This is a genomic window from Veillonella sp. 20925_1_51 (assembly GCF_041431445.1).
Classification (GTDB): domain Bacteria; phylum Bacillota; class Negativicutes; order Veillonellales; family Veillonellaceae; genus Veillonella; species Veillonella nakazawae.
In genome coordinates this window covers 191,307-208,703 of record NZ_JAPVXT010000004.1, presented here as the reverse complement: position 1 = coordinate 208,703, position 17,397 = coordinate 191,307, and the positions used below count along the sequence as shown (strand labels likewise).

General features: G+C 40.3%; 12 protein-coding genes and 3 tRNA genes. 1 reads left to right on the top strand and 14 read right to left on the bottom strand.

All coding sequences use genetic code 11. The annotated features are described in order from the left end of the window. The 8 genes from O3607_RS06365 to O3607_RS06330 form a co-directional block, all read right to left on the bottom strand. Positions 1–4,931: ESPR-type extended signal peptide-containing protein (locus O3607_RS06365; RefSeq protein WP_371443573.1), on the bottom strand; the 4,931-nt coding region annotated here is incomplete at its 3' end. Position 4,932: 1 nt separating this feature from the next. After that, entirely contained in the window at positions 4,933–6,051 is a 1,119-nt protein-coding gene (locus O3607_RS06360) for a DUF2827 family protein (RefSeq protein WP_371443576.1), read from the bottom strand. Between the two features lie 415 nt (positions 6,052–6,466). Beyond that, positions 6,467–6,799 (bottom strand): hypothetical protein, encoded by a 333-nt coding sequence (locus O3607_RS06355; protein ID WP_371443572.1) that lies wholly within the window; start codon positions 6,797–6,799, stop codon positions 6,467–6,469. Positions 6,800–7,012: 213 nt separating this feature from the next. Further along, positions 7,013–8,047: a biotin-dependent carboxyltransferase family protein gene (locus O3607_RS06350; RefSeq protein WP_371443571.1), complete on the bottom strand. Its 1,035-nt coding sequence runs from the start codon at positions 8,045–8,047 to the stop codon at positions 7,013–7,015. Further along, complete coding sequence (gene pxpB, locus O3607_RS06345) at positions 8,028–8,768, bottom strand: 5-oxoprolinase subunit PxpB (protein WP_371443570.1); 741 nt, start codon at positions 8,766–8,768, stop codon at positions 8,028–8,030. Before pxpB ends, O3607_RS06350 begins: the two co-directional genes overlap by 20 nt. 74 nt (positions 8,769–8,842) lie before the next feature. Beyond that, complete coding sequence (locus O3607_RS06340; RefSeq protein ID WP_156719670.1) at positions 8,843–10,039, bottom strand: NRAMP family divalent metal transporter; 1,197 nt, start codon at positions 10,037–10,039, stop codon at positions 8,843–8,845. Positions 10,040–10,197: 158 nt separating this feature from the next. Then, positions 10,198–10,968 (bottom strand): LamB/YcsF family protein, encoded by a 771-nt coding sequence (locus O3607_RS06335; protein ID WP_371443569.1) that lies wholly within the window; start codon positions 10,966–10,968, stop codon positions 10,198–10,200. A gap of 271 nt (positions 10,969–11,239) precedes the next feature. Continuing rightward, positions 11,240–13,456: an ATP-dependent Clp protease ATP-binding subunit gene (locus O3607_RS06330; RefSeq protein WP_371443568.1), complete on the bottom strand. Its 2,217-nt coding sequence runs from the start codon at positions 13,454–13,456 to the stop codon at positions 11,240–11,242. 519 nt (positions 13,457–13,975) lie between these two features. Here O3607_RS06330 and O3607_RS06325 point away from each other — a divergent pair. Continuing rightward, positions 13,976–14,383, top strand: a complete 408-nt coding sequence (locus O3607_RS06325) for a type II toxin-antitoxin system death-on-curing family toxin (protein WP_371443567.1) — start codon at positions 13,976–13,978, stop codon at positions 14,381–14,383. Positions 14,384–14,449: 66 nt separating this feature from the next. Here O3607_RS06325 and O3607_RS06320 read toward each other — a convergent pair whose 3' ends face one another. The 6 genes from O3607_RS06320 to O3607_RS06295 form a co-directional block, all read right to left on the bottom strand. Further along, positions 14,450–15,055: an N-acetyltransferase gene (locus O3607_RS06320; protein WP_314360681.1), complete on the bottom strand. Its 606-nt coding sequence runs from the start codon at positions 15,053–15,055 to the stop codon at positions 14,450–14,452. Beyond that, a complete protein-coding gene (locus O3607_RS06315; RefSeq protein ID WP_257847283.1) occupies positions 15,052–15,219 on the bottom strand; it encodes a hypothetical protein in 168 nt (55 codons plus the stop codon). Before O3607_RS06315 ends, O3607_RS06320 begins: the two co-directional genes overlap by 4 nt. 117 nt (positions 15,220–15,336) lie before the next feature. Further along, positions 15,337–15,413, bottom strand: a tRNA-Arg gene (locus tag O3607_RS06310). A 105-nt stretch (positions 15,414–15,518) separates the two neighbouring features. Further along, positions 15,519–15,592 (bottom strand) — tRNA-Gly (locus O3607_RS06305). An 11-nt stretch (positions 15,593–15,603) separates the two neighbouring features. Then, positions 15,604–15,680: transfer RNA gene (locus O3607_RS06300), tRNA-Pro, on the bottom strand. Positions 15,681–15,941: 261 nt separating this feature from the next. Continuing rightward, the gene (locus tag O3607_RS06295; protein WP_371443566.1) at positions 15,942–17,147 is read right to left on the bottom strand and encodes an NADP-dependent malic enzyme; all 1,206 of its coding nucleotides are present in this window, start codon (positions 17,145–17,147) and stop codon (positions 15,942–15,944) included. Positions 17,148–17,397: the final 250 nt, after the last annotated feature.

Sequence of the window (17,397 nt, the reverse complement as noted above, 5' to 3'; positions counted from 1 at the left end):
GCTTTTGTTGCAGAGCTGTCAGCTGCTGTTGCGGAGCTTGCTGCGTCAGTTGCAGAGGACGCTGCTTTCGTTGCAGAACTATCTGCTGCTGTTGCACTGGATGCTGCTTTTGTTGCAGAGCTGTCAGCTGCTGTTGCGGAACTTGCTGCATCTGTGGCAGAAGACGCTGCTTTCGTTGCAGAGCTATCAGCTGCTGTTGCGGAACTTGCTGCATCTGTTGCAGAGGATGCTGCTTTCGTAGCAGAGCTTGCTGCATCTATTGCAGAGGACGCTGCTTTTGTTGCAGAAGAATCTGCTGCTGTTGCACTAGATGCTGCATCTGTTGCGGAGGATGCCGCTTTTGTTGCAGAGCTGTCTGCTGCTGTCGCACTAGACGCTGCGTCTGTTGCGGAGGATGCCGCTTTTGTTGCAGAGCTATCTGCTGCTGTTGCACTAGACGCTGCGTCTGTTGCGGAGGATGCCGCTTTTGTTGCAGAGCTATCTGCTGCTGTTGCACTAGATGCTGCATCTGTTGCGGAGGATGCCGCTTTTGTTGCAGAGCTATCTGCCGCTGTAGCACTGGATGCTGCTTTTGTTGCAGAAGAATCTGCTTTATTAGCTGCTACTTCTGCACGATCTGCAGAACTATCAGCTGCTGTGGCAGAACTTGCTGCATCTGTTGCGGAAGATGCTGCTTTTGTCGCAGAACTGTCTGCTGCCGTTGCACTAGATGCGGATTTTGTTGCAGAGCTATCCGCTGCTGTTGCGGAGCTTGCTGCATCAGTGGCAGAAGATGCTGCTTTTGTTGCAGAACTATCTGCTGCTGTCGCACTAGACGCAGATTTTGTTGCAGAGGAATCTGCTGCTGTTGCGGAGCTATCTGCTGCGGTTGCAGAAGACGCTGCTTTCGTTGCAGAACTATCTGCCGCTGTCGCACTAGATGCGGATTTTGTAGCAGAGGAATCTGCTGCTGTTGCGGAGCTTGCTGCATCTGTCGCAGAGGATGCTGCTTTTGTTGCAGAAGAATCAGCTGCTATTGCGGAAGACGCTGCTTTCGTTGCAGAAGAGTCTGCCGCTGTTGCACTAGATGCAGATTTTGTAGCAGAGCTGTCTGCTGCTGTTGCGGAACTTGCTGCGTCAGTCGCAGAACTTACTGCTTTTGTTGCGGAACTTGCTGCATCTGTTGCAGAGGATGCCGCTTTTGTAGCAGAGCTGTCAGCTGCTGTTGCGGAGCTTGCTGCATCTGTTGCAGAGGATGCTGCTTTTGTTGCAGAAGAATCTGCTTTATTAGCTGCTACTTCTGCACGATCTGCTGAACTATCTGCTGCTGTCGCAGAGCTTGCCGCTTTCGTTGCAGAACTATCTGCCGCTGTTGCACTAGATGCAGATTTTGTAGCAGAGCTGTCAGCTGCTGTTGCGGAGCTTGCTGCATCTGTCGCAGAGGATGCTGCTTTTGTTGCAGAAGAATCTGCCGCTGTTGCGCTAGATGCAGATTTTGTAGCAGAGCTGTCAGCTGCTGTTGCGGAACTTGCTGCATCAGTCGCAGAACTTACTGCTTTTGTTGCAGAAGAATCAGCTGCTGTTGCGGAAGACGCTGCTTTCGTAGCAGAAGAGTCTGCCGCTGTTGCACTAGATGCAGATTTTGTAGCAGAGCTGTCAGCTGCTGTTGCAGAGGAGGCTGCTTTTGTAGCGGAAGAGTCTGCTTTATTAGCTGCTGCTTCTGCACGATCTGCAGAGCTATCTGCTGCTGTTGCAGAGCTTGCTGCTTTTGTTGCAGAGGAATCTGCTGCTGTGGCACTAGATGCGGATTTTGTTGCAGAGCTATCCGCTGCTGTTGCGGAGCTTGCTGCATCAGTTGCAGAAGATGCTGCTTTTGTCGCAGAGCTATCTGCTGCTGTCGCACTAGACGCAGATTTTGTTGCAGAGGAATCTGCTGCTGTTGCGGAGCTTGCTGCATCTGTTGCAGAGGACGCTGCTTTTGTAGCGGAGCTATCTGCTGCTGTTGCACTAGATGCGGATTTTGTTGCAGAACTATCTGCTGCTGTTGCAGAGCTTGCTGCTTTTGTTGCGGAAGAGTCTGCTGCCGTTGCACTAGATGCGGATTTTGTGGCAGAGCTATCAGCTGCTGTTGCAGAGCTTGCTGCTTTTGTTGCGGAAGAGTCTGCTGCCGTTGCACTAGATGCGGATTTTGTGGCAGAGCTATCGGCTGCTGTTGCAGAGCTTGCTGCTTTTGTTGCGGAAGAATCTGCCTTATTAGCTGCTGCTTCAGCACGAACTGCAGAGCTTTCAGAGTTAGATGCAGATGTAGAGGCTGCTGTTGCAGAGGATGCTGCTTTTGTTGCAGCTGTAGATGCTGTTGTAGCCGCTGTAGAAGCAACTGTTGCAGAGGATACCGCTTTTGTTGCAGCTGCTTCTGCCGCTGCTGCAGAGCTAGAGATCGCCGCTTTAGCTGCATTATAACCATCAGCTGTAGAGTTTGCTGTAGAAACTGCTGTATCAGCTTTAGATTCTGCACTAGTTGCTTTTACAAGGGCAGAACTTGCTGCTGTAGATACGCTTGTAAGTGCAGTAGATGTAGCGTTAGCTGTAGCAGCTGCTGCAACAGCTTTTGTTTCAGCGCTAGTTGCTTTTACAAGGGCAGAACTTGCTGCTGTAGAAACACTTGTAAGAGAAGTAGATACGCTTGTAAGTGCAGTAGATGTAGCGTTAGCTGTAGCAGCTGCTGCAACAGCTTTAGTTTCTGCACTAGTTGCTTTTACAAGGGCGGAACTCGCTGCTGTAGATACGCTTGTAAGTGCAGTAGCTGTACTTTCAGCAGCTTGAACTACAGCATGTAATTGAGAGCCGTTAACTGCATCTGTAGATGTAGCAGATACAGTGCCGGCTGCTAAGTTTGTAAGTGTACGTTTTTGAGTAGCAGAGCCAATGGAAACAGTACCAGCAGCAGTACCACCTGCTAAGGTATAACTTTTACCAGCAATAGTCATTGTACTTGTACTTACAGGAGCGGCAGTTGCAGAGGAAGCACCTAAGGCAACACTATTAACTTCAGATGCAGTTGCTGTTGCACCTAAAGCAAGTGCACCTGTTGCTGTCGCTCTAGCCATATAACCATATGCAGATGCATTTTCAGCTCCAGCCATACTAGAATAACCAATAGAAACAGCTTGAGTTGCTGTTGCTGCTGCACTATTACCAATCGCAACAGCCACAGAACCTTGACCTTTTGCTTGTCCACCTATAGCAATAGCACTTGCTTGAGATGCAACTGCGGTATCACCAAGTGCAATACTAGACAACCCAGCAGCATTTGCTTTTGGGCCAATGGCAACAGCCTTGTCTGCACTTGCAGCACTACTTGTACCCACTGCTACTGCATCAGATTTACTAGCAGCTGCTTGTTTACCAATAGCAGTAGCACTCTCTGCTGTACCACGAGCACCAGCACCAAGTGCGATAGCATAATCAGCAGTAGCACCATTTTTCGTACCATTTAATTCACTACCAAGAGCTAATGCACGATTTCCAGTTGCTTCGGATTTATAACCAATGCCTACTGCTGCAGGACCACTTACAGTTGTATTAGAACCTGCACCAAAGGCTTGGTTACCAGTTGTATTAACAAGATAACCTACTGCTGCAGAACCAGAACCACTAGCAGTTACATTACTACCAAGGGCAACGTCATAATCTTTAACTGCATTTGAATTTGGACCAACAGCTGCAGCAGATACGCCTGTAGCTGTTGTAGCATTACCGATTGCTACACCACTACCTTGTGTAGCCTTTGTATTAGAACCTAAGGCGATGGAGCTTTCACCACCCGCTTCCGTAAACTCAGTAGAATCAGTCGCATCATTATTATTACCTGCACCAATTGCAATAGCACGTTTACCGGATGCTTTAGACGCACGACCTACCGCTACGCCATTCATGCCTGTTACAGTTGCTTTAGCACCAACAGCAGTACCGCCCCAGCTTGAACCAGTATTCGTTACAGATGCACCATAACCAACAGCGGTAGCAGCACCTGTACTAGCTACTGTCTCAGCACCAAGTGCAGTTGCATTACTACTAGACGCATTGGCTTGGTTACCAACAGCAGTAGCACCAGCTTCAGAGGCAGCTGTAGTCTTACCAATTGCTATACTAGCTTCATTGCTAGCACGTGCTGCAGCACCAAGGGCAACAGAGTAATCACCTGTAGCACCAGTTTGTGTACCATTATACGCACTACCAATAGAGATAGCTCGATTACCAGATGCGGTATTACTATAACCAATACCAACTGCTGCCGTACCAGATACAGTAGTATTAGAGCCTGCGCCAAAAGCTTGGTTACCGGTAGTATTTACTAAATAACCAACTGCAGTAGCACCACCACCATTAGCATGAGTCTGAGAGCCAAATGCGTTATCGTTTTCTTGATCAGCAAGTGCAGTATAACCTACTGCTACAGAATTATTTCCAGTAGCTGCTGCATTATTACCAACTGCTGTAGCGCTAACTTTAGTAGCTTGTGCATATGCGCCTACTGCTGTCGCATTAGACCCTGATGCCCCGGTTTTCATACCTAAAGAAGTACCGTTTCCACCAGTAGCTTTAGCATCCCAACCCATAGAAACCGCATTGCCACCACTCTCTGCATCACTACCAATAGCTACGGCTCCATTATAATTTGCCTTAGCACGACCAATGGCAATCGCATTATCACCATTTGCACTAGCTACACTACCAGCATCAGTTGTGGAGATTGCAATACCTTTTGGTGGTGCCGCGCCAGCAAATTTACCAGCTGCATCCACTTGTGCGACATTCCCTGTCACAGCTAATGAAGCCAAAATACCAGCTACAACAATTTTCTTCTTACCTGTTGTATTTTTAGCCATTTCAGATACAACTACGTAACATTGTTTAGATTTGGACCAAATAACCTTAAAGATCTTATTCATACTAACCTTTTACTCCTAATTTTTCTAACAATATTTGATATTTGAGTATATTTTCTTTATTGAATGGTGACACCGAATCAATGAGTTTATCATTCCATTTTTTATGGCTTTCAAAATCATCATCATAGGATTTAATAGCATTGATCAATTGACGCTCACCGTCGTAAGCATCAAATCCATCATAGTAAAAGCCTACATGGTGTGCTTTTAACATTGGTGAGTTATGTACTAGTGGATAACCGCCATATAGTGCCTCGTAATATACATAGTTCAGTGCATTTTCCCATTGGAAGGAAAGCACAATGTCCGTGTATTTTGCAAGAAATTGGGGCGTAATATGACGCGTTTCAACGGTCATAATGTTATCCTTAACCCCTGATGTAAAGCCGATAAAATTAAAAATGGCATCATTATCTTTGATGTCGTAGGTATTACATAAATATATATGTTTCACCAGTTCTGGATGGTTCCGATAAGCCTCTTCACCAATCAGAATTGGGATCATACAGTTTTTCAGTACCGATATATTCGGTTCCAATACAGAGACGCAAGCACCATTAGCTTTTATTTGACCACGTTCATAACCAAAGGTATATGGTTCTTCAATAGACTTAGTCATATGGTCTAAAAACAATGGATCCCATAAATGAGGAGCCTCATATACAGGAGCTTTTGTCATAATTTCTAAATAGCAACGATTTGTATTCATATGCTGTGGAATCATCCATACAGCATCATATTTCGTACCGTTGAAAGCACGGGCACCAGGTTTATCGTGAACCATCTTTTCCATATCAGCAATGAAATCATTCCCCATACGGTACGACACGATTTTAGCACCACGTTTACGATATTCCGCTTCGATTTGTGGTTCTAATGTTAATGTTCCCTCAATCAAAACATCAGTTGTATCGATGACTTCATCGCTGTCATAAATATCGATATCCATCAAATCTAATCGCATATTATCAGACAATGACTTCTTATCATTTCGCCAGTACACAAAGTAAACGGAATCTACTCCATCGATTTGTTCTAGGCACTGTTTTAAGAAGTACATATTCTGCCCGGCCCCATTGGACCAAATATGGTTATACGACTTACCCCAGAAAAAAGTAATCCCTATATTAATCGTAATCCCTCCTCCTCAATCTTTTGAAGTTTCCCTCATTTAAAATTCATATGACCCATTCTATCAAATATATAATATAATAATCAATTCCATTTCGAGCATTTTCGATGTTTTTATAAACATACTATGTTCTCTATATATTTTTTTTATAATTTTAAAATTCTGGATATAAGTCCTTCATTTTTCTCTACATATACAGCTTAAATCAATTAGAAATTTTAATATATACTCCTAAAAAAAGCTGTTATATATATGATTAATTTCACATATATAACAGCCTTTATGTTTTGTATATTCTATCGATATTTCTGTAAATATATTTAGTTTTTGCATATGAATAAACGTTAAATAGTAACTTTCATGCTATTTACATCTTATGGTATTTAAAACAAATTTTCAGATATTAATGTTTTTCTAATAATTGTTGTACCATAGATTTTAAGGACTCAATCTCAGCTCTTTGTAAAGGAATTTGTGTGCCAAAGCATACATGCTTACCATTGGAGTCAGCCATCATGCCATCCATTGTATATTCTGCTACGTCTAGATTATTAGTATTTTCTAACTTTACACCATTAGCTCTAACAGCAGTATTTACATCACCATCAAAAAACTGAGATTTTTCTGTATTTACGATACTGCGTTTAGGATCTGTAACAAGACCAAATTCAGCAGATGTTAAGTTATATACTAATTTCAGAACCGTATATTTTAGTTTCTGTTCCTGAATTTTCAAGTTTAATATTACTAGCTTCAATATCTATAGCATTAATTTTATCAGCCGTAACTGTTGTTTCAGCTTATTTTTGCAATTTCATCCGCTTGATAAATTTTTATTGATATAAACATCGTTCCATAGACATAACAGAGAATCAAAAACAGCTATCTCATCAAGTTTTCCACTCAATGAGATAGCTGATGTTATTATATGCAATTCAACTATATAACCTTAATTAAATGAAAATACATAAGCACTTTGTTCATGAGCCAATGTAATACGTTTATGTAAACGTTCCATATAGGCTCGGTATATGTCTTGCGCTTCGTCAATAGACACGATATTAAAATTAATACCATCCCCTACCGGCAACTGGCTGAGACGAGGTAGGTCTGCGGTAATTATAGTACCAATCTTTGTATAGCCCCCTGTTGTTTGGCGATCTGCCATGAGGACAATGGGATGTCCATTCGATGGCACTTGGATAGAGCCAAACACGGCACCATCGGAAATAATATCTGCACTGTCTACGTGTTCGATTTCAGGACCATCTAGGCGGAATCCCATGCGATCACATTCTACAGTCAGTGTGTAAATTTTATTACTAAAGGTCTTGATACCTTTCTCTGTGAAATGTTTTGCTTGATCACCTAGTACAACGCGTAATGGTTCATGACATTCACGGCCACCACGGTTATATAAGGCGGTATTGAATAGAGTATGCCCTTCACCACGGTAATCGCAGACATGCACTTCATCTCTGGTAAACGCTTTGATGCCAAGTTCATCGCCCTTTTGTAATGGTCGCCCCTCAAGTCCCCCAATTTTCGCCTTTGTATGGGTCGATACACTGCCGTTGATGCTTGGCACGTCGATACCTCCAGAGAAAGAAATGTACATGCGCACGCCACATTGGCTAAAACCGCCGGAAATGACATCGCCGTCATGACATACAAATGGAATATATCTCGGTACTCGCACACTATTGATGGTTGGTTCCATATCGGCTCCTGTGAAAGCAACGATACATGAGCCTTTCACGGTGAGTGTAGGCGGCAGCAATGTGCACTCTAAGGCACCTGCCATTTCTACATTACCTACCAGCGCTTGCCCCAAGAGATAGCTTTCACTATCCATAGGACCGGCTACAGGCATACCATATTGTTGGAACCCAACGCGACCTTTATCTTGAATGGTAGTGTACATACCAGGTGCATTTACGTAGATAGATGATTTATTAAACTCATTAATAGCCACGCAACTCACCTACCTCTACTTCATACATGGATGGCGCATAGTCCGCCCCCAATGCTTTAATACGATTATATTCCACTTCAGCTATCGGCACATAGCGCACATAGTCGCCAGCACTCAATAGCGCCGCTTGTTTCTTGGACATGTCATACATGGTTACCGGTGTACGGCCAATGATTTGCCAGCCCCCTGGAGAGTCGGATGGATACGTACCAGTTTGTTCCCCTGCAATGCCTACAGAACCTGCAGGTATCAATGTTCTTGGTGAGGACAAACGAGGTGTTGCAATACGTGGATCCATGCCGCCCAAATAGGTAAAACCAGGAATGAAGCCAAGCATATATACCAAGTAATCAGTACCACTATGAATGGCTACAACCTCATCTTCAGTTAGATTATTATGAGAGGCTACAAAACCAAGGTCTGGACCAAACTCACCACCGTACACGGTAGGAATTTCCACGACGGTAACAAGTTCATTAGCATTATCTGTTACAGTCTGCTCCAATGTAGGCTCAATGATGTTACACAATTCTGCATAAGAGTATAGCATAGCATCATATTGCAAAAGCAATGCACAATAGGTAGGTACTAATTCAATAATACCCTCTAGATGTAGCTCTTGAATTCGCTCTATCGTTTGACGAATATGTCGATTAATCTTTGGATCGATGACTTGACCAAAATCAATAGAGATAGCGCAATCCCCTACAGGTGAAATTATAGGTTTCATAGGTATCTCCTTCCTAAAACCAGAAAGAACCATTACCTTCAAACGAAAATAATGGTACTTTCATAATTATCAAATTAACCAAGTAATTTAGCAATGCCTTGTAAGGATGTAACGCCGATGTAAGCTGTTACAAGTACTACAATCCATCCTGTATAGTATAACAGTTTATTATGTTTGTAGTCCCCTACGATTTCAGATTTATGAGTAGCAAAGAGCATTACTGCTAATGTAATCGGCAAGATTAAGCCGTTTACGGAGCCAGCCAAAATCAACAAGGATGCCGGTTTACCAATGAAGATCAAAATACATGTAGAAACAAAGATGAATGTCATAATAGTCAATTTTTCATTGCGTTCCACTACTTTGAACAATGTTTTTAAGAAGGACACGGATGTGTACGCTGCACCTACTACAGATGTTAAGGCTGCACAGAAGAACACGATACCGAACAATTTATGACCGATTTCACCAGCCCCAAGAAGGAATGCAGAACCAGCTGGATCTTTAGGGTCTAGTACATAGCCCATAGACACAACACCCAGAACGGCCAAGAATAACAAGATACGAACCACTGCATCTACGGACATACCCATGAAGGCTGCACGACGTACATCTTTCAAATGTTCTTGACCAGTAATACCCGCATCAATGAGGCGGTGACCGCCAGAGAATGTAATGTAACCACCTACGGTACCACCGATAAGGGTAATAGTTGCAAGCCATGGATAATGCGTTGGTGCCACTGCATGAGTAGCCGCTTCAGCCACTGGCGGATTTGTAGAAAATGCTACATAGCCAATCAATACTAGCATAACAGTACCAAGAATTTTAGCTGTGTTGTCTAGTACACCACCCATTTTTGGAGAGGCGAATAATAGAATACCCAAGATACCACTGATAGCCGCTGCAGTCGTTGTATCAATACCAAATACAATATTTAGGCCCATAGATGCGCCCCCAATGTTGCCGATATTGAAAGCAAGGCCTCCAAGAGAAATCAAGAATGCTACGAAATAGCCAAGTCCTGGCAATACTTTATTAGCAATATCTTGACCACGCATTTTAGATATACCAATGATGGTCCACACATTAAGCTGTGCAATAATTGAAAAAATAACAGACACAATGATGGCAAACGCAAAATCTGCTTTTAGATCATTTGTAAATGCTGCCGTTTGTAACATAAAGCCCGGCCCAATAGAGGACGTGGCCATCAAGAAAGCTGCCCCCAAGAGGACAGATAAACTTGCTTTACCTGAAATTGGTTTCATAAAAACCTCCATACAATAATTTATTAACTATCTATTATGTACTTACTATTTACTACATATTTACTACATATTTACTACATATTTACTACATATTTACTACATATTCACTATTTATTACGTATTTGCTATGTATTGCTTATTTTATAATCGCCGTTTTACTATTTACGGTTTTGAAAATTAGCCACTGTAACACCCGCTTTTGTAAGGCCTTCACGGATGTAATTTGTGAAAGCTATCGCTTCTGGGTTATCGCCGTGTACGCATACGGAATCGGCTACAATATCAATAGTATTACCTGTATTAGTGACAACCTTGCCTTCTGTAACCATCATAAGAACTCGTTCAAGAGCCTCTTGAGGGTCTTTTATAAAAGCGCCAGGTTCTGTACGAGGCACCAATGTACCTCCATCAGTATAACCACGGTCAGCAAATACCTCCTGAATTACATGAATGCCTCGACGCTCTGCTTCTTTAGCAATATAGCTACCGCTTAACACCATGGCTGCAATATTAGGGTTTACCGCTTGTAATCCATCTAGTACAGCATCTGCTAATGCAGGAGTTACACATGCAGTATTATAAAAAGCACCGTGTAATTTCATATGTTGCAATGTAACGCCATAGCTATCACAGAAGGCTTGCAATGCACCAACTTGATATATCATATACGCTTTTGCCTCTGCTGGATTTACTGCCAATGCTCGACGACCAAAGCCCATTAAATCAGGATACCCAGGATGAGCCCCTACGGCTACGCCCTTCTCCTTGCACATGCGAACCGTCGCATCCATAATGAGAGGATCCCCAGCATGCCATCCGCAAGCAACATTAGCACTGGTTACGTGATTTAACACTTCACCATCCATGCCTAATGTGTAGTTGCCAAAACTTTCACCTAAATCACTATTTAGATCTACATAATGTGACATCAATAATCTCCTCCCTTTCTTCATCTCTTTTTTAAATTCTATAGAATATTGAATTTATAGATATGATTATACTAAATAAATCGATATATTAGCAATGATTTTTATCATATATACAAAATTTATTTATTAATACACATATTAAAATGCATATTAAGACACAAAAAAGCACCCCACATTATGTGGGGTGCTCTCAGTATCAATAGGTCTATCATTAGTTTGTATATGGAGAGAGTTGTAAGGGATTCATTAGTTAGTGTCGATAGCCTATCGATTATTTATTATCCTTGGATGCAACATCATCAGCTTGTTTGCTATCGTCTGCAGATTTTTTATCACTGGATGTATCATCAGATTTTTTATCAGTATCTTTATCAGCGTCTTTATCACTGATAACAATGTGACCATCTACAACATCAGCAAGCAAGTGTTTTGCATCGATGTGATCCAAGTAGAAATCAGTTACATTATCGCGGATTTCAGATTCGATAACACGACGTAATGGACGAGCGCCCATAGTTTTATCATAACCTTGTTCCATCAATAATTCTTTAGCTGCATCAGTTACATCAAGAGTGATGTCTTTTTTAGCCAAAGTTTTGTTAACTTGATCAAGCATCAAGTCTACAATTTTCTTCAAGTCATCTTTGCTTAATTGGTTGAACTCAATTACTGCATTGAAACGGTTCAAGAATTCTGGACGGAAGAATGGAGCGATACGTTCCATTACATCAACTTTGTTTTCATCGTCATTATTTTGACCATAACCAAAGCCTGCGTTAGATGTAGCAATGATAACTGTATTTTTGAAGTTTACTGTGTTACCTTGACCATCTGTTAAGCGACCATCATCCAATACTTGAAGAAGCAATGTAATAACTTGAGGGTCTGCTTTTTCGATTTCGTCGAACAATACGATGGAGTAAGGATTACGACGAACGCGTTCAGTCAATGTGTTGGAGTTATCTTCGTAACCAACATAACCAGCTGTAGCACCAATTAATTTAGAAACGGCTGTGCGATCACTGTATTCGGACATATCCAAGCGGATGATAGCATCTTTGTTACCAAACATATCAAGAGCTAATTGTTTAGCCAATTCTGTTTTACCAACACCAGTAGGACCTACGAATAAGAAGCTACCAATTGGACGGTTACCTTCGTCAAAGCCTGCACGGTTACGACGAATAGCTTTAGATACAGCTTCTACTGCTTTATCTTGACCGATTACATGAGCTTGTAAACGAGATTTCATGTCTTTCAAGCGTTCAATATCGGATGCACCCATTTGAGATACAGGAATACCAGTCATTCTTTCAACAGCTTCAGCTACATCGTTAACTTGAGCCACAACCTTTTGGTTTTCAGTGTGGTTGTCGATTTCTTCTTGCAATTTTTGAATACGCATTTTTTCATTAATAGCGGATTCGTAATCTTCTTTTTGAGCAAACTCTTCTTGTTTTGCTTTAGCTTCAGCAATATCTGCTTCTAATGTTTTAATATCAGTTACAGGATGTTGGGAAGCCAAGTGAGCTGCTGTTACATCGATCAAGTCGATGGCTTTATCTGGCAAGCTACGTTGGGGAATGTATTGTACGGAATAATCTACAGCTGCTTTCAACACAGCATCTGGCAATTCAATGTTATGATGCGCTTCATACAATGGACGAATGCCTTGTAAAATTTTGAAAGTATCTTCTGGAGATGGTGCATTTACCTTTACTTCATTGAAACGACGAGCAAGTGCTGCGTTTTTCATGATTGTGTTACGGTATTCATCTTGTGTTGTAGCACCAATAACAGTCATTTCACCACGGGACAAAGCAGGTTTCAAGATATCTGCTAAGCCTTTAGAGCCTTGACCATCACCTGTGGAACCAGCACCCAAGATTTGGTGGATTTCGTCGAAGAACAAGATAATGTTACCAGCAGCCTTAACCTCTTTGATAAGGTTTTGGATATTTTCTTCGAAGGAACCACGATATTGAGTACCAGCTTCCAAACCGGAAATATCGATAGAAATGATTTCTTTATTTTTAATAGCTGCAGGAACATCGCCATTGACGATAGCTTGTGCCAAGCCTTCTACTACAGCTGTTTTACCAACACCAGCATCACCTACGAGTACAGGATTGTTTTTAGTACGACGTGCTAAGATTTCTGCTGTTTCTTGGATTTCTTTATTACGGCCAATAACAGGATCGAGTTTACCATCACGAGCTTGTTGAGTTAAGTTTGTACCTAACTTGGCAAGGATACCATCTTGTTTCATTTTACCTTGTTGTGCAGCTTGAGCAGCTTGTATTTCTTCATTAGAAGGTAAACGACCAGTTTGACGATAGAAAGCAAACTCTTCTGGAGTTACTTCACGACCATTAATTTTATAACGACGGTTTTCTGTGGAATAACCACCCATGTTACCCATCAATTGATTGAACAAATCATTCATGCTACCGAAATCGCTACCAAAGTTATTGAAATTGTTGTTCATATAAATTACCTCACTTTTTTAACTACAAGTATATTTATTTGACCTTTTATGTCTATCTAATTTCTTGCTTTATTTCTAGGTTTCTTCAACCTTATGTCATTATAATAATCTGATTAAGTCAAAAAGTCAATAGGTCAAAGATAAAATTTTTGACTTTTTTTGACCTTTATTTTGACTAATTAGATTTATATGACAAGAATATAGATAAATGCTGGGTTTGTGAGAGATAATTAAATTTGAACTTTTAAAATATTTACTATAAATTAGATTGTTTATATTAATTTATTCCCTATATAATAGATATAAAAGTCAAACATATAGTAAATATAAAAGTCAAAAATACAGTAAAGGAATTTAATTTATGATGTCAAAAGATCTGAAAATTACCGATCGCAAAACAAACCACAACCCCTCTATCATAACTAGTGATACTAATAAAGAGCTAAAAAAGCAGATAAAAGACATCTCGCAACAAGTATTAAAGCGTAATTATGACCTATATAAAGCATTGGAGAATAAATGAGTACACCTAATATTCAACTCACTGTAGAAGATATTTACGAACTACACAGAGATTTAGAAGATGCATTTGTCCTCTCTTCAGGAGTGCGAGATAAGAATCTTTTAGCGTCAGCTGTAAATACCCCATTTCAAACATTTATGGGGAGCGACTTATATCCATCGATCTATGATAAAGCAGCACAATTATGCTATGGTATCGCCAATAACCATCCTTTTACAGATGGCAATAAGCGAACTGCACTACACAGCATGTATGTGTATCTTATTATCAATGGTTTTGATATTGCCGCTTCACAACAAGAAGTTGAAAACCTAATTATCAATGTGGCCGCAGGAAATATGACAAATGTAGAACTAGCATATTGGTTGGAGAAAAATACGATAGAAATATATAAAAATATATGATTTTTACAACAAAAAAGGTGAATGGAATCTCCATTCACCTTTTTTAAATATAAATTTTAATGCTAATCATAAATATTTTAAGAGTTGAATTAGCATATGTCCCGCAAAATCTTGTTCATCTGCATCCAAGCTACGTTCACCAAATACTTTAAATCCGTTCCTAATATAGAACTCTATCAACTTCTCATTATTTTCACACTCTAAATAAATAAATTTACCACCAACTAAAGATTGGACATGGCGTAACATATCTACAGCCATGGTTAATAATTCATTACCAGTGATAAGTTCTTTATATTTATAATTCTTCCCAAGTTGTCCAATAAGTGGAGCTGCGATATGATACTGTTTCAAAACTGAATCATAAGTGCCAAACTTATTAAATCTTCTTTTCATATTCTTACTAATTTCATTTCCCTTTGTTTTTACAACAAAAGATTTACTACCAGATACAGAAAAATATCCAGCAATCTTGTTTTCACCTTGATAAGAGACCATTACTAGATATGTTTTTGCAATTGCTGATTTAGAAAATTCAACAGCTTTATATTTTAAAAAACTTTCTATATCAGGATTGAGAGGACTCTCAAAGTCATTTAAAATTGTTCTAATCTGTTCCTCAGATTTAACTTGTAAAAGTAAATCTAGATTAACAATTTTAAATCCTATCATATGAAAATCTTATCAATTTCGTCTTTTGTAGCCATGGAATAAGATCTAGAAAACTCAACAGGAACACTTTTTTGCTTTTGCGCACTCTCTAACGCATGTAAAAGCTTACTACAATCTTTTTTGTTCTTAATAGTTACATTCTTTAAAAAACTTTTTGTAGCCATGTATACACCGCCTCCTCCTATTCTTTATCTTTATTATATGGTCAAGCACCTTAATTAGCAATACATTTATAGTAAGAAAAACAAAAGCGAAGTCAATAAGAGACTTCGCTTTTTCTTTGGTGATCCAGGAGGGATTCGAACCCCCGACCCACGGCTTAGAAGGCCGTTGCTCTATCCAACTGAGCTACTGAACCATGTGGATTACCTATATATGTAATTATCTATTATAGTATAAATTATGTACTATGTATCGTCAACTATGCTCTATTTTAGTTTACCCTAAAAAAGGCAAAAAAAAATGGAGCGGGTGAAGGGAATCGAACCCTCGCGACCAGCTTGGAAGGCTGGGGCTCTACCATTGAGCTACACCCGCAAATAAAAAAATGGTCGGAGCAGCAGGATTCGAACCTGCGACCCCCTGGTCCCAAGCCAGGTGCGCTACCAAACTGCGCTATGCCCCGTCATTAATTACTTGCTAATTATAGCAAACCTGGTAGTTGATGTCAACCACTACTCTTGCTGAGTTTTTACTCGGTTAAGTATCGCTCTGCAACGAAAATTATTATATCATTGATACAAATTAGTGACAAGTACTTTTTTACAACTTCATTAATTTTTTAAATTTTATTAGTACATATAAAAACATGCACCTCTTTCGAGGTGCATGTCATATTATTCTATAGTTATTTTATGGTTATACCAATGCTTTTACAGCAAATAGATTAACCTTCGTAGCTACCGTCTTCAACCACTTTAGGGTTCTTAGCGATACCTTGTTTTACAGCAACTTCAGCAACTGCTTTAGCAACCGCTGGAGCTACGCGAGGATCGAATACGGATGGCATTACGTTTTCTTCGTTCAATTCGCTATCAGGAATCAAGTTAGCCAATGCATCAGCTGCAGCTAATTTCATTTCGTCAGTGATTTGAGCTGCACGTACGTCGATAGCACCACGGAATACGCCAGGGAATACTGCTACGTTGTTGATTTGGTTAGGAGCATCAGAACGACCAGTACCAGCGATGCGAATACCAGCTGCTTTCATATCAGCATATGTTGCTTCTGGGTTAGGGTTAGCCATTGCGAATACGATTGCATCGTCAGCCAAGTTTTCCAAAATGTCTTTTGTGAATACACCTGTTGCAGATACACCAAGAAGAATATCAGCACCTTTAGCATTTTCAGCCAAGTTGCCATGTTTTTCTTCAAGTTTAAGCAAGTCGATCAATTCAGCTTGCAAGGAGTCAAGACGTTTGTAATCTTTGTGCAATACGCCAGAAGATACTAACAATGTAATATCACGAGCGCCTGCAAGGTATAACAAACGAGCAATGTTAGCACCAGCTGCACCAGCACCGTTTACAACGATTTTAGCAGTAGCTAAATCTTTTTTAACTAAACGAAGAGCGCCTTTTACACCAGCCAAACATGCGATTGCAGTACCATGTTGGTCATCATGGAATACAGGGATTTCCAATTCTTCTTTCAAACGGTTTTCGATTTCATAGCATTTAGGAGAAGAAATATCTTCCAAGTTAATGCCAGCAAAGTTTTTTTGCAATAATTTTACAGTGTTAATCAATGTATCAGCATCTTTTGTATCTACAACCAATGGAATGCAGTCTACATCGCCGAATTTTTTGAATAATAAAGATTTACCTTCCATTACAGGCAATGCTGCTGCAGCACCGATATCGCCAAGACCAAGTACACGAGTACCGTCGGATACAACGGCAACCATGTTGGAACGGCAAGTTAATTCAAAGGATTCTGCTTCATTATCTTTAATACGCAAGCATGGTTCTGCTACACCTGGTGTGTAAGCTACAGATAAATCATGAGCGTCTTTTAATTCATATTTTGTTCCTACAGTAAGGAAACCTTTTAATTCACGTTTCTTTTGTACAGCTAATTCACGTACGTCCATAATAATTCTCCTTTGTGGATAAACTCGGACTCTTTTGAGTCGGTAATTAATACCTTTAACTAATTGTATTATACAAAATGATATATAACAATTCAAGTTTTTTCGATATAGTTTTCCGAATATTTTAGAATTAAATTCAATTAATCTAATTTAGTAATAAAAATGATGATTAAATAAAAAGTAGATAAGCCATATACGACTTATCTACTTTGGTACTATATACATATTATCCGATAGGACACATAGCATA